Below are 19,527 nucleotides of genomic sequence, written 5' to 3'. Positions count from 1 at the left end.
CGAAGCTAGACACAAGAAAAGCGTAGGCTAACCTGTTATCTAGTTTTGAAGGAATTATCCTTCACGCCTTATGCGGCGAAAAGAAGCATGTTTGCTCGGTGACGATGGCGGAGAGGTCACACCCGTTCCCATCCCGAACACGGAAGTTAAGCTCTCCAGCGCCGATGGTAGTTGGCGGGACACCGCCTGCGAGAGTAGGACGTTGCCGGGCAAGAAAAGACCAAGACAAATTTAGTCTTGGTCTTTTTGTTTTATTGAACGAATGCAATGGGTAAAATATATAGTAGTGTAGGAAGGGAATCCTTGCATTTTTGAAGAATTCCGTATATATTAAAGTTAAAGTCAAATATAGTCAAAGTCAACTGGCAGAGGAGGGATTATGTGAGGAATATCTCTGATGTCATTGAGCAATATTTAAAACAAGTGCTAAATATGAGCGGAAAAGATATCGTTGAGATTAAACGAAGTGAAATTGCAGACAAATTTCAGTGTGTTCCTTCGCAAATTAACTATGTCATCAATACACGCTTTACACTAGAGAGAGGATATATTGTTGAAAGCAAGCGTGGCGGTGGTGGTTATATTCGTATTATGAAAGTGAAAGCCCAGAGCGCTTCTCAACTTATTGATCATCTACTGTCACTTGTTCAAGAGCGAATTAGCCAAACGAACGGCGAGCATATCATTCAACGATTGCTAGATGAAAAGGTAATTTCAGAGCGAGAGGCGAATATGATGTTAAGCGTTATTGATCGCGCCGTTTTATCTATTGATCTTCCTCATCGTGATGAACTGCGTGCGCGCATATTGAAAGCGATGCTGACATCATTAAAGTACATGTAGAGAGGGTGAATACTTTGATATGCCAAGAGTGTAATCAGCGACCAGCAACGCTTCATTTCACTAAAATTGTGAATGGGGAAAAAACAGAAATACATCTTTGTGAGCAGTGTGCTCATGAAAAAGGTGAAATGTTTATGTTCCCGCATCAAGGCGCTTTTTCAATTAATAATTTAATTGCTGGACTGTTAAATATGGACGCGTCACTAAAAGAACAGAAAGCGCCCTCTTTCCATAGCGAGCATATATTACAATGCGAACGGTGTAAAATGACGTATGCTCAGTTTGTGAAAGTTGGACGTTTTGGTTGTGCGAATTGTTACGAAACATTTGCTCATTATTTACCACCTATTTTTCGAAGACTACATGGCGGCCATGTGGCTCATGAAGGAAAGATTCCGAAGCGGGTCGGCGGCACACTATATATTCGTAAACAAATTGGACAGTTAAAGCACGTGTTACAAGATCTAATTGTTAAGGAACAATTTGAAAAAGCAGCCGAAGTACGTGATCAAATTCGGGAACTTGAAACAAAATTAAAGGCAGAAGGGGGCGCTTCACATGAGTAAACAATTATTTTTTCAGCGCGCTCTTAGCCCATGGATGAGTGAAGAAGGGCCAGATTCCGATATTGTGTTAAGCAGTCGAACTCGTCTAGCAAGAAATATGAAACAATATTCGTTTCCAACCGTATTTACAAACGAGGAAGCAATCGCAATGATTGAACTATTTGAACGGTTATTTTCTCAAAAAAGCTATGGGCATATCGGACCTTTTTTCTTATTGAAAATGAACGAATTGCAACCAATTGAAAAGCGAGTATTAGTTGAAAAGCATTTAATTAGCCCTCATTTAGCTGAAGATTGCACGTTTGGTGCATGTTTATTATCTGAACAAGAAGAAGCTAGTATCATGGTTAATGAGGAAGATCATGTTCGCATTCAATGTTTATTCGCAGGCTTTCAATTAAAAGAAGCATTGAAAATGGCAAGCGCCTTAGACGATTGGATTGAACAGCATATAGATTATGCCTACGATGAAAAATACGGCTATTTAACAAGCTGCCCGACGAATGTTGGGACAGGATTGCGAGCATCCGTCATGATGCATTTACCAGGACTTGTATTAACACAACAAATGAATCAAATCATTCCCGCAATTAATCAACTCGGTCTAGTTGTGCGTGGTACGTACGGAGAGGGTAGTGAGGCGTTGGGGAATATTTTTCAAGTTTCTAACCAAATTACACTAGGAAAAAGTGAGGAAGATATCGTCGAGGATTTAACTGGAGTCGTTCGACAATTAATTGAGCAAGAGCGAATGGCCCGCGAGGCATTAGTAAAAACTTCTAACATACAATTAGAAGACAGGGTATATCGTTCTTACGGTGTTTTAACGAACAGTCGGATCATCGGTTCAAAAGAGGCAGCACAATGTTTATCCGATGTACGATTAGGCATTGATCTAGGGTATATCAAAAACGTCCCAAAAACAATTTTAACGGAGCTTATGATTTTGACCCAGCCTGGATTTTTACAAAAGTATGCAGGTGGTGCCATGCGTCCGCAAGAGCGAGATGTTCGTCGCGCATCGCTTATTCGTGAACGGCTATGCCAATTAAGTTAAATTAGAGGGAGGTTGATCAAGATGATGTTTGGACGTTTTACAGAGCGAGCACAAAAAGTGCTAGCATTGGCGCAGGAAGAAGCGGTTCGGTTAGGACATAACAATATTGGGACAGAGCACATTCTGCTCGGTCTGATTCGAGAGGGTGAAGGGATTGCTGCGAAAGCGCTCATGGCGCTCGGATTAGGACCAGACAAAATTCAGAAAGAAGTGGAGTCACTGATCGGACGTGGGAACGAAGTAGGGCAAACGCTTCACTATACACCACGTGCAAAAAAAGTAATCGAGCTTTCCATGGATGAAGCTAGGAAGCTCGGCCATTCTTACGTGGGAACAGAACATATTTTGCTCGGTCTTATTCGTGAAGGGGAAGGTGTAGCGGCGCGTGTTTTAAACAATTTAGGTGTGAGCTTAAATAAGGCTCGTCAACAAGTGCTTCAACTACTAGGAAGCAATGAATCTGCATCCGGGCATCATGGAGGGACAGCTCACGCCAATACGCCGACATTGGATAGTTTGGCGCGTGATTTAACAGCGATTGCACGTGAAGGCGGTTTAGACCCTGTGATCGGGAGAAGTAAAGAAATTCAACGTGTCATCGAAGTGTTAAGTCGCAGAACGAAAAATAATCCCGTTTTAATTGGAGAGCCGGGTGTAGGGAAAACAGCAATTGCCGAGGGACTAGCTCAACAAATTGTCAATAATGAAGTGCCTGAGACGCTTCGTGATAAGCGCGTAATGACGCTTGACATGGGCACAGTCGTTGCGGGAACAAAATATCGCGGAGAGTTTGAAGATCGTTTGAAAAAAGTGATGGATGAAATTCGTCAAGCTGGAAACATCATCTTATTTATCGACGAATTGCATACGCTCATCGGGGCAGGTGGTGCTGAAGGAGCTATTGATGCATCAAATATTTTAAAACCTTCTCTTGCTCGAGGAGAGTTACAATGCATTGGAGCTACAACGTTAGATGAATACCGGAAATATATCGAAAAAGATGCGGCGTTAGAAAGACGCTTCCAGCCAATTCATGTGGGTGAGCCAACTGTTGAGGAATCGATTCAAATTTTAAAAGGATTGCGGGATCGTTATGAGGCGCACCATCGCGTTTCTATTTCAGATGAGGCAATTGAGCAGGCAGTAAAGCTTTCGGATCGTTACATTTCGGATCGATTTTTACCAGATAAGGCGATTGATTTAATTGATGAAGCTTGTTCGAAAGTGCGCTTACGTTCATTCACGACACCACCAAATTTAAAAGAGCTTGAACAAAAACTGGAGGAAATTCGTAAAGAAAAAGATGCCGCAGTGCAAAGTCAAGAATTTGAAAAAGCAGCATCGTTGCGAGATGCCGAACAAAAATTGCGCGAACAACTTGAGGAAACGAAACGGGCATGGAAAGAAAAGCAAGGTCAAGAAAACTCTGAAGTGACTGTAGAAGATATTGCAGCCGTCGTGTCAAGTTGGACCGGAATTCCAGTTTCCAAATTGGCTCAAACAGAAACAGAGCGGTTGTTGAAGTTAGAGGAAATTTTACATTCTCGTGTGATCGGACAAGAAGAAGCAGTTAAAGCTGTTGCAAAGGCTGTTCGTCGTGCTCGAGCAGGGTTAAAAGATCCGAAGCGCCCAATCGGTTCATTTATTTTCCTTGGACCGACAGGTGTAGGAAAGACAGAGTTGGCAAGAGCGCTTGCTGAAGCGATGTTTGGTGACGAAGATGCAATGATCCGCATCGACATGTCTGAATATATGGAGAAACATTCAACGTCACGCCTTGTCGGTTCTCCTCCAGGATATGTTGGCTATGAGGAAGGCGGACAATTGACAGAAAAAGTTCGCCGGAAACCGTATTCTGTCATTTTATTAGATGAGATCGAAAAAGCGCATCCAGATGTGTTTAATATTTTGTTACAAGTATTAGAAGATGGGCGCTTGACAGACTCTAAAGGACGGACGGTTGATTTCCGAAATACAATTATCATTATGACATCAAACGTCGGTGCTGACGCCCTCAAGAGAAATAAATACGTTGGTTTTAATGTACAAGATGAGAGCCAGCAGTACAAAGATATGAAGGGAAAAGTAATGGACGAGTTGAAAAAGGCATTCCGTCCAGAGTTTTTAAACCGAATTGATGAGATCATCGTCTTCCACTCACTTGAGAAAAAACATTTAAAAGAAATTGTATCATTGATGGTCGAACAACTGAAAAAACGACTACAGGAACAACAAATTGATTTAGAATTAACAGATGCAGCGATTGAGAAATTAGCGGAAGAAGGATATGACTTAGAATATGGAGCTCGTCCGTTGCGCCGAGCAATTCAAAAACATGTCGAAGATCGTTTATCTGAAGAATTGTTAAAAGGAACGATTAATAGCGGGCAAAAAGTCGTCATGGATGTAAAAGAAGGTCAGTTTGTTGTACTAACAAACGAGCCGGTAAAATAACAAAACAAGGTATGCTTACGCGCATACCTTGTTTTTCATGGTGAAAGGAATGGAGCAATGGTTAAACGGAAAACGAAATTTGTTTGTCAACATTGTGGGTATGAAACAGCAAAATGGATGGGGAAATGTCCAGGATGTCATTCATGGAATGCGATGGTTGAGGAAACGGAAATTGTAAAATCCCATCATCGTGCGTTATTTGTGCATACAGAAGGGGTATTAGCTAAACCTGTATCCATTACTACGGTAGAGACAACGCAAGAGCCAAGAATTGACACAAAGTTTACAGAGTTCAATCGCGTGTTAGGGGGCGGAATTGTTCGCGGTTCCCTCGTTTTGATCGGGGGCGATCCTGGCATTGGGAAATCGACATTGTTATTGCAAATTTGCGCCCAGCTCGCAAACGATGAACATACTGTGCTATATATTTCCGGGGAAGAATCCGTCAAACAAACGAAGCTTCGTGCTGAACGGTTGCATGTGACGTCCGACCATTTATATGTTTTATCTGAAACGAATTTAGAGCATATTATTCAAACGGTGGATGAGATGAAGCCTGCGTTTGTCGTCATTGACTCGATTCAGACGATATATCGTTCGGAGATTACATCAGCCCCGGGAAGTGTCTCACAAGTTCGTGAATGTACAGCGGAGCTGATGCGAATAGCTAAAACGAAAGGAATTGCTATTTTCATTGTCGGACATGTGACGAAAGAAGGGGCACTTGCAGGACCGCGCATTCTTGAACATATGGTTGACACTGTATTATATTTTGAAGGAGAACGACATCATACGTACCGCATTTTACGGGCGGTAAAAAACCGGTTTGGCTCTACAAATGAAATCGGCATTTTTGAGATGAAAGAAACAGGACTCACAGAAGTAAAAAACCCATCAGAAATTTTTTTAGAAGAGCGTTCCAAAGGTGCATCCGGCTCTACCGTTGTCGCTTCCATGGAAGGTACAAGGCCGGTATTAGTCGAAATTCAAGCATTAGTGTCACCGACTAGCTTCGGAACGCCGCGTCGCATGGCAACAGGCATTGATCATAATCGCGTTTCTTTGCTGATGGCTGTATTAGAAAAACGGGTAGGCTTGCTTCTTCAAAACCAAGATGCGTATTTAAAAGTAGCTGGTGGCATCAAGCTGGACGAACCTGCTATTGACCTAGCGATCGCTGTAAGCATCGCCTCAAGCTTTCGCGATCAACCGACAAATCATACGGATGTTGTCATTGGGGAAGTTGGATTGACAGGGGAAGTTCGCCGCGTGTCTCGGATTGAACAGCGTGTGCAAGAGGCAGTTAAGCTTGGTTTTCAGCGCATTATTATTCCGAAAAGTAACATCGGTGGATGGAACATGCCAAAAAGTGTTGAAGTCATTGGTGTGGCCGATGTAGAAGAAGCGTTGTATTACTCGTTAGGAGAAGGGAAAAATCGGCCAATATTTTAACAAAACGATTAAAAAATGATTAAAAATGATGCTCATATTGGTTTCAAACATTGGAAACTGTTTATAATGTAATAGAGGAGGTGAAAAAACGTGTTAAAACGAATTGTGCAAGCATCTTTTTTAATTACTGGGGGCATGTTAGGAATCATTTTCTTTCCTACTTTGTTGAAGCTGTTGCACTTAGACGATTTTCCTTATGTCGATAGCCCATATGTAGCGGCCCCAGTTGGTGCGATCATCGTATTCCTTCTCACGTTTTGGTTAGTCGATCATGTGGTTGGACTCATTCATTGGATGGAAGAAACGCTAGTTAAAGCACCTGTGACGGACTTGTTGTTTGGGAGTCTCGGTCTCATTTTTGGGCTCATTGTTGCCTTTTTAGTCGTCATTCCGTTGAATTCTATTCAAATTCCTTTTGTTAATACGATGTTGCCCATTTTTCTTACGCTATTGTTAGGTTACCTAGGTTTTCAAGTTGGGTTCAAAAAGCGAGATGAGTTAATGAACTTATTTTCTTTAACGAACAGAAGCGGAAAGAAAAAAGGGAGCGAGGAAGAAGAGAAAAAAGGAAAGTCGTTAAAAATTTTAGATACGAGTGTCATTATTGACGGACGGATCGCTGACATTTGCCAAACGGGTTTCTTGGAAGGGACGATTGTCATTCCGCGCTTTGTGTTAGAAGAATTACAACATATCGCTGATTCTTCTGATGCCCTCAAGAGAAATCGCGGACGAAGAGGGCTAGATATTTTAAACCGAATTCAAAAAGAATTAGCCATTAACGTTGAGATATATGAAGGTGATTTTGAAGGAATTCAAGAAGTTGATAGCAAGCTCGTAAAATTGGCGCAACTTACGTCAGGGGTTGTCGTGACAAATGATTTTAACTTAAATAAAGTATGTGAGTTGCAAAATGTTCCGGTGTTAAACATTAACGACTTAGCAAACGCCGTCAAACCGATCGTTCTTCCAGGGGAAGAATTAAATGTTCATGTGATTAAAGATGGAAAAGAACAAAACCAAGGTGTTGCCTATTTAGATGACGGAACGATGATCGTTGTTGAAGACGGGAAAGATTATATCGGAAAACGGGTCGATGTACTTGTGACAAGCGTCTTACAAACTTCAGCAGGAAGAATGATTTTCGCCAAATTAAAACTACTCGAAAAAGCATTATGAGCTGTTAGGAGATAGGGAAATGAACTATTCTGTCATTATACCGGCAGCTGGTCAAGGCAAACGAATGAATGCAGGAATGAACAAACAATTTATCGATCTTGAAGGAATGCCAGTTATCATTCATACGTTACGTGTATTTGAACGGGATGTTTTATGCCAAAACATTGTGTTGGTCGTTAATGATCAAGAACGTGAACAGTTTGTTCGTCTGCTTCATCGTTTTGAAATAAAAAAAGTGACATCACTAGTTCCCGGAGGGGAAGAACGACAACAAAGTGTTTACAATGGATTAAAAGCGGTGGGCGATACGGGCATCATACTCATTCACGATGGTGCTCGCCCGTTTGTTACAATTAAAAAAATTCATGAACTCGTTCAAGTAACGGAAAAGACAGGGGCGGCCGTGTTAGCTGTTCCTGTAAAAGATACGATGAAAAAGGTGGTCGATGGCCAAATTGAAAAAACGGTCGATCGATCGAGCTTGTGGGCTGTACAAACACCACAAGCTTTTTCCGTGCCGTTAATTCGCCATGCCCATGAACAGGCGAAAGAAGAACAGTTTATCGGGACAGATGATGCGAGCCTTGTCGAGCGGATCGGTCATCGAGTTGCCATTGTCGAAGGTGAATATACGAATATTAAACTGACAACAAAAGAAGACTTATTATTTGCAGAAGCCATTTTACGTGCGAGAGGAGATCAATGATGTATCGAATTGGACAAGGGTTTGACGTCCATCAGTTTGCTGAAGGGCGTCCGCTTATTATTGGTGGGGTAACGATTCCGTATGAAAAAGGATTGCTCGGACATTCGGATGCAGACGTATTGTTGCATGCGATTGCTGATGCTTGTTTAGGGGCTATTGGTCAAGGGGATATCGGTAAGCATTTTCCCGACACAGATGAAGCATACAAAGATGCCGATTCAGCACTTCTTTTGCAACATGTATGGAGCATTGTGCGCCAACATGGATACAAACTTGTTAATGTGGACTGTACAATTATTGCCCAAAAACCGAAGATGGCACCGTATATTGCAAATATGCAGGAGCGAATTGCTGAGTTGTTAGAAGGGGACGTTTCACAAGTAAACGTGAAGGCAACGACAACAGAAAAGCTTGGTTTTACAGGAAGAGAAGAAGGAATAGCTGCCCAGGCCGTCGTTTTACTACAAAAGAATAATGAATGATGGATTTTGTAGGCGGTTTACGGTACAATGAGGTACAGAAATTAGGTAGATGGAGGTCATGACATGTCACAGGAAGTAAGGGTGCGCTACGCACCGAGTCCGACTGGTCATTTACATATTGGCGGTGCGCGCACAGCATTATTTAATTATTTATTCGCTCGCCATCATCGTGGAAAATTTATCGTTCGTATTGAAGATACAGATATTGAACGGAATGTAGAAGGCGGCGAACAGTCGCAACTTGAAAATTTGAAATGGCTCGGTATTGAATATGACGAATCTATAGATAAAGATGGAGGCTACGGACCTTATCGTCAAACAGAGCGTCTGCACATATATCGTCAATATACAAATGAATTGCTAGAAAAAGGATATGCTTATAAATGTTTTTGTACGCCCGAGGAACTAGAACAGGAGCGTGAGGCACAAAAAGCAGCTGGCATTGCTGCCCCACAATATAGTGGCAAATGCCGTCACTTAACGCCAGAACAAATTCAGCAGCTAGAAGCGGAAGGTAAGCCATACACGATCCGTCTAAAAGTGCCGGAAGGGAAAGTGTACGAATTTGAAGATATGGTGCGCGGCCGTGTTTCTTTTGAATCAAAAGATATCGGAGATTGGGTCATCGTGAAAGCAAATGGTATCCCAACGTATAACTTCGCTGTCGTCATTGATGACCATTTAATGAAAATTACACATGTATTCCGTGGTGAAGAGCATTTATCAAACACGCCAAAACAGTTGATGGTGTATGAATATTTCGGTTGGGAGCCACCAAAATATGCGCATTTGACGCTAATCGTAAATGAAAATCGTAAAAAATTGTCCAAACGTGATGAATCGATTATTCAATTCGTTTCGCAGTATAAAGAGCTTGGTTATTTGCCAGAAGCGATGTTCAACTTCTTTGCGTTATTAGGTTGGTCACCAGAAGGAGAAGAGGAGATTTTCACAAAAGAAGAGCTTATCCGTATGTTCGATGTTTCTCGCTTATCAAAATCTCCATCGATGTTTGATAAGCAAAAGTTGACGTGGATGAACAACCAATATATTAAAAAGCTCGATTTAGATCGTCTCGTTGAATTGTCACTCCCTCATTTAATTCAGGCTGGGCGCTTGCCAGAACAAATGACAAATGAGCAAAAGCAGTGGGCTCGTGATTTAATTGCGTTATACCAAGAGCAAATGAGCTATGGTGCTGAAATTGTAGAGCTATCAGAGCTTTTCTTTAAAAAAGATATTGAATATGATGAAGAAGCGAAAGCAGTTTTAGCCGGTGAACAAGTGCCACATGTATTAAAAGCATTTTACGAACAAATCGAACAGCTTGCGACGTTTAATAGTGAGCAAGTTAAAGCTGCGATTAAAGCGGTACAAAAAGAGACAGGACAAAAAGGGAAAAACTTGTTTATGCCGATTCGTGTGGCTGTAACAGGACAAACGCACGGTCCGGAACTTCCAGAGGCGATTCGTTTGCTCGGAAAAGAAACGGTAATGTCCCGATTAGCAAAACTCATCGGTTAACATTTCTTTGCTTATGTAATAAAATAGGTATAAGTCATATAGACGAAAGCGTTGAAGAGGAGAAGTAGAAAGAATGCAGCATGCCAGAGAGAACCACCTTGGCTGGAAGTGGTTTATGCTTGATTCTTTTGAAATGCACCTCGGAGCCTCCTTTCGAACCAGAGACGTTCTGCAGTAGAATGGAGCGGATTCCCTTCCGTTATAAGGGCAAGAGGGAGCCTTTTAGGCTAAACAGAGTGGAACCGCGCGATAAAGCGTCTCTGTGTCATTGTACACAGGGACGTTTTTTATTGGACAGATGACAAAGGGGGGAACAAGATGTTTAAGACATTAAAAGAAGACATTGAGGTCATTTTTGAACAAGACCCAGCGGCAAGAAGCTATTTAGAGGTTATTTTAACGTATTCAGGCTTGCACGCTATTTGGGCACATCGCATTGCGCACGCACTTTACAAGCGGAAATTTTATTTTTTAGCTCGTTTGATCTCACAAATTAGCCGCTTCTTTACCGGCATCGAAATTCATCCGGGAGCGAAAATCGGTCGTCGTTTTTTCATCGATCATGGCATGGGGGTTGTCATCGGGGAGACGTGCGAGATCGGTGATAACGTGACGGTATATCAAGGGGTAACACTCGGTGGAACGGGAAAAGAAAAAGGAAAACGTCACCCAACAATTAAAGATAACTGCTTAATTGCTACTGGAGCAAAGGTGCTTGGTTCGATTACAATTGGAGAAAATTGTAAGATCGGGGCTGGCTCTGTCGTGTTGAAAGATGTACCGCCAAACTCAACGGTTGTTGGGATTCCGGGACGGGTCGTTGTGCAAAACGGCGTACGTGTTAACAAAGATTTAAATCATTGTGATTTGCCGGATCCAATTGCGGACCGTTTCAAAGAGTTAGAAGCAGAAATTGCACAACTAAAAGCACAAGTACAAGAACTAAAGAAAGGAACGGTGAACCATGAGCATTCAAGTATATAATACGTTAACGCGGAAAAAGGAGCCATTCATTCCACTAGAGCCAAACAAAGTGAAAATGTACGTGTGCGGTCCGACGGTATATAACTATATTCATATCGGTAACGCCCGTCCGGCTATCGTGTTTGATACGATTCGCCGCTATTTACAATTTCGTGGTTATGAAGTTCAATATGTCTCTAATTTCACGGACGTAGACGATAAACTGATTCGCGCAGCGAGGGAATTAGGGGAAGATGTGCCGAGCATTGCTGAACGGTTTATTGAAGCTTATTTTGAAGATATTACAGCGCTTGGCTGCAAGAAGGCAGACGTTCACCCACGTGTGACAGAAAACATTGATACAATCATTCAATTTATTGAACAGTTAATTGAAAAAGGGTACGCGTATGAAGTTGAAGGTGACGTATATTATCGCACCCGCCGTTTCTCTGACTACGGTAAATTATCACATCAGTCCATCGATGAATTAAAGTCGGGAGCTCGTATTGAAGTCGGGGAGAAAAAAGAAGATCCGCTTGATTTTGCGCTATGGAAAGCGGCAAAAGAAGGTGAAATTTACTGGGATAGTCCGTGGGGGAAGGGGCGCCCGGGTTGGCATATTGAGTGTTCAGCGATGGCGCGAAAATATTTGGGGGATACGATCGATATACATGCTGGTGGACAAGATTTAACGTTTCCGCACCATGAAAATGAAATCGCTCAATCCGAGGCGCTAACAGGCAAGCCTTTTGCGAAATATTGGTTGCACAACGGCTATATTAATATTGACAACGAAAAAATGTCAAAGTCGCTAGGGAATTTTATTTTAGTCCATGACATTATTAAGCAAGTTGATCCACAAGTGTTACGTTTCTTTATGCTTTCTGTCCATTATCGCCATCCGATCAATTATAGTCAACCTTTGCTTGAAAGTGCGAAAAGTGGATTAGAGCGTTTGAAGACGGCGTATGCCAATGTCAAACATCGCTTGCAAAGCAGCACAAATTTAACGACAAACGATGAACAGTGGCTTGCGAAAATTGAGCAATTGAGAGACGAGTTTATTCGCGAAATGGATGATGATTTTAATACAGCGAACGGGATTGCTGTGCTATTTGAGCTAGCGAAACAAGCGAACATATATTTGTTGGAGAAACATACATCACAAACTGTCATTCAAATGTTTTTACAACAATTTGAGCAACTTTTTGATGTGCTCGGTCTTTCGTTACAACAAGACGAGTTGCTTGATGAAGAAATTGAGGCGCTCATTCAACAAAGAATTGAAGCGAGAAAAAATCGCGATTTTGCGTTAGCTGATCGCATTCGGGATGAGCTGAAAGCGAAAAACATCATTTTAGAAGATACACCGCAAGGAACGAGATGGAGAAGAGGATAAAACGATGTTGCATTTGTTTAACAAAATTAAAGACTTCCAACAGTTAAACGGTTTAACATTAGCTTATATCGGTGATGCCGTATACGAACTATTCGTCCGGCATCACCTTCTCGCCTTAGGAAAAGTAAAACCGAATGATTTGCACAACTTAGCAAAAACATATGTTTGTGCTAAAGCGCAGGCGAATGTGTTACAATGGCTGCTCAGCCATAATCACCTTTCGGAACATGAACTCGCGATCGTTCGACGTGGACGTAATGCGAAATCAGGGAGCACGCCGAAAAACACAGATGTACAAACATATCGTCAAAGCACTGGGTTTGAGGCGTTAATCGGCTATCATTTTTTAAGTGGAAATGAGGAGCGGCTCAACCAGTTGATGCAATGGGCGTTAGATGTACATCGTCATGAAGCGGAAAGGAAGGTGTAGCGATGGATCTTATCATCGGTAAAAATCCGGTATTTGAAGCATTAAAATCCGGACGGGAAATCAATAAAATATGGGTTGCTGAAGGTTCACAACGCGGTCAAATGCAACCGATTATTCAGCTTGCAAAGGATATGGGGATTACGGTGCAATATGTCCCTAAAAAAAAGATGGATCAATTGAGTGCAGGAAATCATCAAGGGGTCATTGCGCAAGTTGCCGCATATCGATACTATGACATAGATGATTTATTTAAAAAAGCGCAGGAACGTGGAGAAGCTCCATTCTTTATTATTTTGGACGAGCTTGAGGATCCGCACAACTTAGGTTCTATTATGCGCACGGCTGACGCAGTAGGGGCGCATGGCATAATTATTCCGAAACGTCGTGCAGTTGGCTTAACCGCAACGGTAGCGAAAGCTTCGACCGGTGCGATCGAATACATTCCTGTTGCGCGCGTAACGAACTTAGCTCGAACGGTAGATGAATTAAAAGAACGAGGCATTTGGATTTTTGGAACAGATGCAAAAGGAGAACAAGACTATCGTCAACTAGATGGCGTGATTCCTTTGGCACTAGTTATTGGAAGTGAAGGGAAGGGAATGAGTCGTTTATTGCGAGATAAATGTGATGTACTCGTTCGTTTGCCAATGATTGGTCATGTGACATCGTTAAATGCCTCTGTTGCGGCTAGTTTGTTAATGTATGAGGTGTACCGAAAGCGTCATCCACTAGGTGAATAACATGGATATTTTAATCGTTGATGGTTACAACATCATCGGTGCTTGGCCGGAATTGCGAAAACTACGTGATACCGACTTAGCTTTAGCGCGCGATCGGCTCGTAGAGAAAATGGCGGAATATCAAGCATTTACCGGCTGTAAAGTAATTATCGTTTTTGACGCACACCTCGTACAAGGAGCAACAAAAAAATATGTTGATCACCAAGTAGAAGTCATTTTTACGAAAGAAAATGAAACAGCAGATGAGCATATTGAAAAATTGGCAAAGTCGCTTCAGCGAGTTCGGACGAAAGTGTATGTTGCTACGTCAGATTATACGGAACAATGGGCGATTTTCGGTCAAGGCGCGTTGCGCAAATCGGCTCGAGAGCTACTTATTGAAGTGGATGCGGTGCAACATCATATTTCAAAAAACGTTCAGCACATTCAACAAAAAAAGCCGGTTTCAAAAATTCCTCTCACAGATGAAGTCGCAAAAATTTTCGAAAAATGGCGAAGAGGGGAAAAATGAACGATTGACCCTGTAAAAAAATGTACTGTATAATACTTTTATCCATGTGCAGGGCGGGGGGATCGGCGTGAGCGCAAGTGCAAATGACAAGCAACAAAATCGCTACGAACAATTGGAAGACGAAATGATTGTAGAGCTTGTGCATCAAGGGGATAGTGAGGCACTTGATTATTTAATTCATAAGTATAAAAATTTTGTTCGCGCGAAGGCGCGTTCATACTTTTTAGTCGGTGCAGATCGCGAAGATATCGTGCAAGAAGGAATGATTGGACTGTATAAAGCAATTAGGGATTTTAAAGAGGAGAAACAGTCGTCGTTCAAAGCATTTGCGGAACTATGTATTACACGACAAATGATTACAGCAATTAAGATGGCTACGCGCCAAAAACATATTCCATTGAATTGCTATGTTTCGTTGGACAAGCCGATTTATGAAGATGACTGTGCTCGCACGCTAATGGACGTTCTTTCGGGAACGAAAATGACCAATCCAGAAGAACTAATTATTAACCGTGAAGAGTTTGATCATATTGAAGGGAAAATGACCGAATTACTTAGCGATTTAGAGAGAAAAGTACTTCTTCTTTATCTAGAAGGTCGCTCATACCAAGAAATTTCCGAAGAGCTCAATCGGCACGTTAAGTCGATTGATAACGCATTGCAACGGGTAAAACGCAAGTTAGAGAAGTATATAGAAATTCAAGGAATTAGCTTATAATATTGACATAAAAAAAAGTTGTATGATACAGTTTTTAAGACGTAGTATGTCGGAGGAAAACGTATGCGCAAAAAAGTGATTTTAGCATGCAGCCAATGTTTAAATAGAAATTATTCAACAATGAAAAATGTTGCTCAACATAGTGAGCGGCTTGAGATGAAAAAGTTTTGTAAAACATGCAATACGCATACGCTTCACCGTGAAACGAAGTAATTGATGATCCCGAGATGTTGGAGGGTTTTATATGCAACAATTAACGAAATTTTTCCGCGAAGTCGTTCGTGAAATGAAAAAAGTTAGCTGGCCGAAACGAAAAGAATTAGTAAACTACACCATTACCGTTTTGGCGACAGTTGCGTTTTTCACCGTATTTTTTGCCGTTGTTGATTTAGGAATTTCAGAGCTAGTTCGCTTTATACTTGAATAGTACTAGGATATCCATGGTATAATGAAAGATAACGAACAGAAATAAAGCCCGGTAACGGGTTTTTATTTTGCCTAAAAAGATATGTTTAGGGAGGGAAGGACGATAACGTCCCAACAAATGGAAAAGAATTGGTATGTTATTCATACGTATTCGGGTTACGAAAATAAGGTGAAAACAAACTTAGAGAAGCGTGTCGAGTCGATGGGTATGCAAGATAAAATTTTTCGTGTTGTTGTACCTGAAGAGGAAGAGACAGACACAAAAGGCGGCAAAAAGAAAGTAGTAAAAAAGAAAGTGTTTCCGGGTTACGTACTTGTAGAAATGATTATGACTGATGACTCTTGGTACGTTGTTCGCAACACTCCGGGGGTAACGGGATTTGTCGGTTCAGCTGGCGCGGGATCGAAGCCGACGCCACTTCTTGAGGAAGAAGTTTCGGCGATTTTAAAACGCATGGGCGTCGACTTAATCGAGCTCGAATTTGATTTTGAATTGAATGAAACCGTTCGTATTAAAGAAGGCCCATTCGCAAACTTCGTTGGAACGATTCAAGAAATTGAGATGGACAAACAAAAAGTAACGGTGCTCGTTGATATGTTCGGACGTGAAACACCGGTAGAACTTGACTTTTCCCAAATCGAAAAAATATAATAGTAAACAACTTGCAAACATGCAAGAAAAGTGATAATATTTTAAGGTCAGTATGTCTCAATCATTGAGACGAATGCGATGATTGTTTTCATATATGGAGTGGGAGGGAACATCCCTAATACCACATCACGGACTTAAGGAGGTGTGTCTCGTGGCTAAAAAAGTAATTAAAGTTGTCAAATTGCAAATTCCTGCAGGGAAAGCGAATCCAGCACCACCAGTCGGTCCAGCATTAGGTCAAGCTGGTGTTAACATCATGGGATTCTGTAAAGAATTCAACGCTCGTACAGCTGATCAAGCAGGTTTAATTATTCCTGTTGAAATTACGGTATATGAAGACCGTTCATTTACATTTATTACGAAAACTCCACCTGCTGCTGTGTTACTTAAAAAAGCGGCTGGTATCGAGTCTGGTTCTGGTGAGCCAAACCGTAATAAAGTGGCAACAGTAAAGCGCGACAAAGTGCGCGAGATTGCTGAAACAAAAATGCCAGACTTAAACGCGGCGAGCATTGAAGCAGCTATGCGCATGATCGAAGGAACAGCGCGCAGCATGGGTATCGTCATCGAAGACTAATGAAGATCTGGCTGGAAAAGGTTGCGGAAGCGAACTATATAGTTTTCGCAACCTTTATTCGTGGGAGGTCTTTCCGTTAAAACCACAAAAGGAGGAAATAAACATGCCAAAAAGAGGAAAACGTTACTTAGAGGCAGCGAAATTGATTGATCGCTCAACAGCATACGCTCTACAAGAGGCGATCGAGTTAGTGAAAAAGACGAATGTTGCAAAATTTGACGCAACAGTAGAGGTTGCTTTCCGTTTAGGTGTTGATCCGAAGAAAGCGGACCAACAAATTCGTGGTGCAGTTGTACTGCCACATGGTACAGGTAAAGTACGCCGCGTGTTAGTACTTGCGAAAGGTGAAAAAGCGAAAGAAGCAGAAGCTGCAGGCGCAGATTACGTAGGCGACACAGATTACATCAACAAAATCCAACAAGGTTGGTTTGAGTTCGATGTGATCGTTGCTACTCCTGATATGATGGGTGAAGTTGGTAAAATCGGTCGTATTTTAGGACCAAAAGGATTAATGCCAAACCCTAAAACAGGAACAGTTACGTTCGAAGTTGCTAAAGCGGTTAACGAAATTAAAGCTGGTAAAGTAGAGTACCGCGTTGATAAAGCAGGAAATATCCATGTACCAATCGGCAAAGTATCGTTCGATACAGAAAAATTAGTAGAAAACTTCACAACAATTTACGAAACAATCTTAAAAGCGAAACCAGCAGCGGCAAAGGGCACATACGTGAAAAACGTAACAGTTGCTTCAACGATGGGTCCTGGCGTAAAAGTAGATCCTTCTACAGTTGCTGTTGCGCGCTAATAATAGATGTTGACTTTCTAATTGGAATTTAGTAAAATACTCATTGTTTGAAAAAAGAATATCATTTGTACCGTAGACAGTAGGTGCCTCATGCAAGGCTTAATTTCCTACCGAGGTGTTGAGACTGATAAATGAGTGCATGCGTGCACTTTTAGGGGCCTCCATGTCTACGCTGACGTGGAGGCTTTTTATTGGGCGGTATAAGTGGTATTGAAACTCAACTTCTACAGGAGGTGTTGACATGAGCAGCGTACTTGAACAAAAGCAGCAGCTAGTGGTGGAGATTGCTGAAAAACTTCGCGCGAGCAAGTCAACGATCATCGTTGATTACCGTGGCTTAAATGTCGCTCAAGTTACAGAACTTCGTAAGCAACTTCGCGAAGCGGGCATCGAGTTCAAAGTGTACAAAAACACATTAACTCGTCGTGCTGTTGCTGAGCTAGGCTTAGAAGGTTTAGACGAAACATTAACAGGTCCGAATGCGATTGCATTCAGCAATGAAGATGTCGTTGCTCCTGCAAAAATTTTGAACGAATTCGCGAAAAAGAACGAAGCGTTAAAAATTAAAGCAGGTATCATCGAAGGCAACGTGGCAACGTTTGAAGAAGTTAAGGCACTTGCAGAGCTTCCATCTCGCGAAGGCTTGCTCTCTATGTTGCTTAGCGTTCTTCAAGCACCAATCCGCAACTTTGCTCTCGTTACAAAAGCGGTTGCTGAGAAGAAAGAAGAGCAAGGTGCTTAATTTCCAAATCGCCTAAAATTAAAACATTAAGGAGGAAGATCGATCATGACTAAAGAACAAATCATTGAAGCGGTTAAAAATATGACTGTTTTAGAATTAAACGACTTAGTAAAAGCAATTGAAGAAGAGTTTGGTGTAACTGCTGCTGCTCCTGTAGTAGTTGCTGGCGGTGCTGCTGCTGGTGCTGCTGAAGAAAAAACTGAATTCGACGTAATCCTTGCCGATGGCGGCGCGCAAAAAATTAAAGTTATTAAAGTTGTGCGCGAACTTACTGGTCTTGGCTTAAAAGAAGCAAAAGACTTAGTAGACAACACTCCAAAGCCAGTTAAAGAAGGCGTTTCTAAAGAAGAAGCTGAAGAAATTAAAGCGAAACTTGAAGAAGCTGGCGCGAAAGTTGAAATTAAGTAATGATGTGAGGAAGCTCGCTCTTAGTAGCGAGCTTCTTTGTGTTTTCATGTTCATTCGTTTACAATGGAGGAAAGAGGGGTGAGTGTGATGGTTGATCATTACTATACGGAGCGACCAAATGTAGAGAGCAAACCGTTTCAATGGACGTATATGCTACGCGGGCATCAATTTTTATTTACAGTCGATCAAGGGGTGTTTTCGAAAAAAGAAGTGGATTTTGGTTCGCGGTTATTAATTGAGACGTTTGTTGAACCAACTGTGCCGGGAAATATTCTTGATGTCGGATGTGGGTATGGGCCAATCGGTTTAGCGCTTGCGAAAGATTTCCCACACCGAATGATAGATATGATCGATGTGAACGAACGAGCGATTGAGTTGGCAGAGAAGAACAAGCGGCAAAACAAAATTGAAAACGCGCGAATTTACATAAGTAATCTATTTGATCGAGTTGAAGGGCGGTTTGCCGCGATTGTTACAAACCCACCGATTCGTGCTGGTAAGGCGGTGGTTCATGCTATTTTTGAGCAAAGTGCAAACTATCTTCTTTCCAAGGGAGAGCTTTGGGTTGTTATTCAAAAAAAACAAGGAGCTCCATCTGCATTAGAGAAGTTAAACATGATTTTTGCTCAAGTTGATGTTGTTGAAAAGAAAAAAGGTTACTTTATTATTCGGGCACAAAAAGCTTGACGCCTAAATATCTGTATGATACCATTATAAAATGCTAAATGTGTATTTTTTTTAGTTTACGTATGCTGTGTATGTATGTATAATTTTAGTTTTAAAGGAAAAACTTATAAAATATATAATAGGTCAAACATGTGGTTTTCTTATAAGAAACCATTTCTTTTTTGTCTTACGACAAGTTATTAATGTTTGATTTGAGGGGTGAATCA

General features: G+C 41.6%; 23 protein-coding genes, 1 rRNA gene and 2 other annotated features. All 24 genes read left to right on the top strand.

All coding sequences use genetic code 11. The annotated features are described in order from the left end of the window. Positions 1 to 94: 94 nt before the first annotated feature. A 5S ribosomal RNA gene (gene rrf, locus V7Z64_RS00680) occupies positions 95 to 211 on the top strand. Between the two features lie 221 nt (positions 212 to 432). Further along, positions 433 to 843 (top strand): CtsR family transcriptional regulator, encoded by a 411-nt coding sequence (locus V7Z64_RS00675; protein WP_442884992.1) that lies wholly within the window; start codon positions 433 to 435, stop codon positions 841 to 843. Between the two features lie 14 nt (positions 844 to 857). Next, positions 858 to 1,409: a UvrB/UvrC motif-containing protein gene (locus tag V7Z64_RS00670; protein WP_297990430.1), complete on the top strand. Its 552-nt coding sequence runs from the start codon at positions 858 to 860 to the stop codon at positions 1,407 to 1,409. Then, positions 1,402 to 2,466: a protein arginine kinase gene (locus V7Z64_RS00665; RefSeq protein WP_297990428.1), complete on the top strand. Its 1,065-nt coding sequence runs from the start codon at positions 1,402 to 1,404 to the stop codon at positions 2,464 to 2,466. Before V7Z64_RS00670 ends, V7Z64_RS00665 begins: the two co-directional genes overlap by 8 nt. 21 nt (positions 2,467 to 2,487) lie before the next feature. Beyond that, positions 2,488 to 4,920, top strand: coding sequence for an ATP-dependent protease ATP-binding subunit ClpC (clpC, locus tag V7Z64_RS00660; RefSeq protein WP_297990425.1), 2,433 nt, complete (start codon positions 2,488 to 2,490; stop codon positions 4,918 to 4,920). A 57-nt stretch (positions 4,921 to 4,977) separates the two neighbouring features. Further along, positions 4,978 to 6,372, top strand: a complete 1,395-nt coding sequence (gene radA, locus V7Z64_RS00655; protein ID WP_003397624.1) for a DNA repair protein RadA — start codon at positions 4,978 to 4,980, stop codon at positions 6,370 to 6,372. 90 nt (positions 6,373 to 6,462) lie between these two features. Beyond that, a complete protein-coding gene (locus tag V7Z64_RS00650) occupies positions 6,463 to 7,551 on the top strand; it encodes a PIN/TRAM domain-containing protein (protein ID WP_334109257.1) in 1,089 nt (362 codons plus the stop codon). A 19-nt stretch (positions 7,552 to 7,570) separates the two neighbouring features. Continuing rightward, positions 7,571 to 8,257, top strand: a complete 687-nt coding sequence (ispD, locus tag V7Z64_RS00645; protein ID WP_003397626.1) for a 2-C-methyl-D-erythritol 4-phosphate cytidylyltransferase — start codon at positions 7,571 to 7,573, stop codon at positions 8,255 to 8,257. After that, a complete protein-coding gene (ispF, locus tag V7Z64_RS00640; RefSeq protein WP_003397627.1) occupies positions 8,257 to 8,739 on the top strand; it encodes a 2-C-methyl-D-erythritol 2,4-cyclodiphosphate synthase in 483 nt (160 codons plus the stop codon). The genes ispD and ispF overlap by 1 nt, the downstream gene beginning before the upstream one ends. 63 nt (positions 8,740 to 8,802) lie before the next feature. Then, on the top strand, positions 8,803 to 10,263 hold the full coding sequence (gene gltX / locus V7Z64_RS00635; protein ID WP_003397629.1) for a glutamate--tRNA ligase: 1,461 nt from the start codon (positions 8,803 to 8,805) through the stop codon (positions 10,261 to 10,263). A gap of 42 nt (positions 10,264 to 10,305) precedes the next feature. Further along, positions 10,306 to 10,528: a binding site (T-box leader), on the top strand. Between the two features lie 53 nt (positions 10,529 to 10,581). Further along, positions 10,582 to 11,247: a serine O-acetyltransferase gene (cysE, locus tag V7Z64_RS00630; protein ID WP_003397631.1), complete on the top strand. Its 666-nt coding sequence runs from the start codon at positions 10,582 to 10,584 to the stop codon at positions 11,245 to 11,247. Then, entirely contained in the window at positions 11,228 to 12,625 is a 1,398-nt protein-coding gene (gene cysS, locus V7Z64_RS00625; protein ID WP_297990417.1) for a cysteine--tRNA ligase, read from the top strand. The genes cysE and cysS overlap by 20 nt, the downstream gene beginning before the upstream one ends. A gap of 4 nt (positions 12,626 to 12,629) precedes the next feature. Beyond that, positions 12,630 to 13,055 (top strand): Mini-ribonuclease 3, encoded by a 426-nt coding sequence (locus tag V7Z64_RS00620; RefSeq protein ID WP_091701758.1) that lies wholly within the window; start codon positions 12,630 to 12,632, stop codon positions 13,053 to 13,055. Between the two features lie 2 nt (positions 13,056 to 13,057). Beyond that, positions 13,058 to 13,795 carry a 23S rRNA (guanosine(2251)-2'-O)-methyltransferase RlmB gene (rlmB, locus tag V7Z64_RS00615; protein WP_297990414.1) on the top strand — a complete coding sequence of 246 codons (738 nt, stop codon included), beginning with the start codon at positions 13,058 to 13,060 and terminating at the stop codon, positions 13,793 to 13,795. A 1-nt stretch (position 13,796) separates the two neighbouring features. Continuing rightward, positions 13,797 to 14,306, top strand: a complete 510-nt coding sequence (locus V7Z64_RS00610) for an NYN domain-containing protein (RefSeq protein WP_003397638.1) — start codon at positions 13,797 to 13,799, stop codon at positions 14,304 to 14,306. A 67-nt stretch (positions 14,307 to 14,373) separates the two neighbouring features. Next, a complete protein-coding gene (gene sigH, locus V7Z64_RS00605; RefSeq protein WP_003397639.1) occupies positions 14,374 to 15,024 on the top strand; it encodes an RNA polymerase sporulation sigma factor SigH in 651 nt (216 codons plus the stop codon). A gap of 63 nt (positions 15,025 to 15,087) precedes the next feature. Continuing rightward, on the top strand, positions 15,088 to 15,237 hold the full coding sequence (gene rpmG / locus V7Z64_RS00600) for a 50S ribosomal protein L33 (protein WP_003397640.1): 150 nt from the start codon (positions 15,088 to 15,090) through the stop codon (positions 15,235 to 15,237). A 31-nt stretch (positions 15,238 to 15,268) separates the two neighbouring features. Continuing rightward, positions 15,269 to 15,451: a preprotein translocase subunit SecE gene (gene secE, locus V7Z64_RS00595; protein WP_003397641.1), complete on the top strand. Its 183-nt coding sequence runs from the start codon at positions 15,269 to 15,271 to the stop codon at positions 15,449 to 15,451. Between the two features lie 117 nt (positions 15,452 to 15,568). Then, complete coding sequence (gene nusG, locus V7Z64_RS00590; protein WP_297990408.1) at positions 15,569 to 16,102, top strand: transcription termination/antitermination protein NusG; 534 nt, start codon at positions 15,569 to 15,571, stop codon at positions 16,100 to 16,102. Positions 16,103 to 16,253: 151 nt separating this feature from the next. Continuing rightward, complete coding sequence (rplK, locus tag V7Z64_RS00585; protein WP_003397643.1) at positions 16,254 to 16,679, top strand: 50S ribosomal protein L11; 426 nt, start codon at positions 16,254 to 16,256, stop codon at positions 16,677 to 16,679. 103 nt (positions 16,680 to 16,782) lie between these two features. Next, positions 16,783 to 17,484, top strand: a complete 702-nt coding sequence (gene rplA, locus V7Z64_RS00580) for a 50S ribosomal protein L1 (RefSeq protein WP_297990406.1) — start codon at positions 16,783 to 16,785, stop codon at positions 17,482 to 17,484. Positions 17,485 to 17,536: 52 nt separating this feature from the next. Then, positions 17,537 to 17,684: a sequence feature (ribosomal protein L10 leader region), on the top strand. Between the two features lie 41 nt (positions 17,685 to 17,725). Beyond that, a complete protein-coding gene (rplJ, locus tag V7Z64_RS00575) occupies positions 17,726 to 18,226 on the top strand; it encodes a 50S ribosomal protein L10 (RefSeq protein ID WP_297990403.1) in 501 nt (166 codons plus the stop codon). Positions 18,227 to 18,271: 45 nt separating this feature from the next. After that, positions 18,272 to 18,634 (top strand): 50S ribosomal protein L7/L12, encoded by a 363-nt coding sequence (rplL, locus tag V7Z64_RS00570; protein ID WP_297990401.1) that lies wholly within the window; start codon positions 18,272 to 18,274, stop codon positions 18,632 to 18,634. An 87-nt stretch (positions 18,635 to 18,721) separates the two neighbouring features. Further along, positions 18,722 to 19,321: a class I SAM-dependent methyltransferase gene (locus tag V7Z64_RS00565; RefSeq protein WP_297990434.1), complete on the top strand. Its 600-nt coding sequence runs from the start codon at positions 18,722 to 18,724 to the stop codon at positions 19,319 to 19,321. Positions 19,322 to 19,527: the final 206 nt, after the last annotated feature.

It is taken from the genome of Anoxybacillus sp. (assembly GCF_036834105.1).
Lineage (GTDB): Bacteria > Bacillota > Bacilli > Bacillales > Anoxybacillaceae > Anoxybacillus.
The sequence above is the reverse complement of the archived record's forward strand: the minus strand, read 5'-3'. Positions and strand labels throughout refer to the sequence as shown.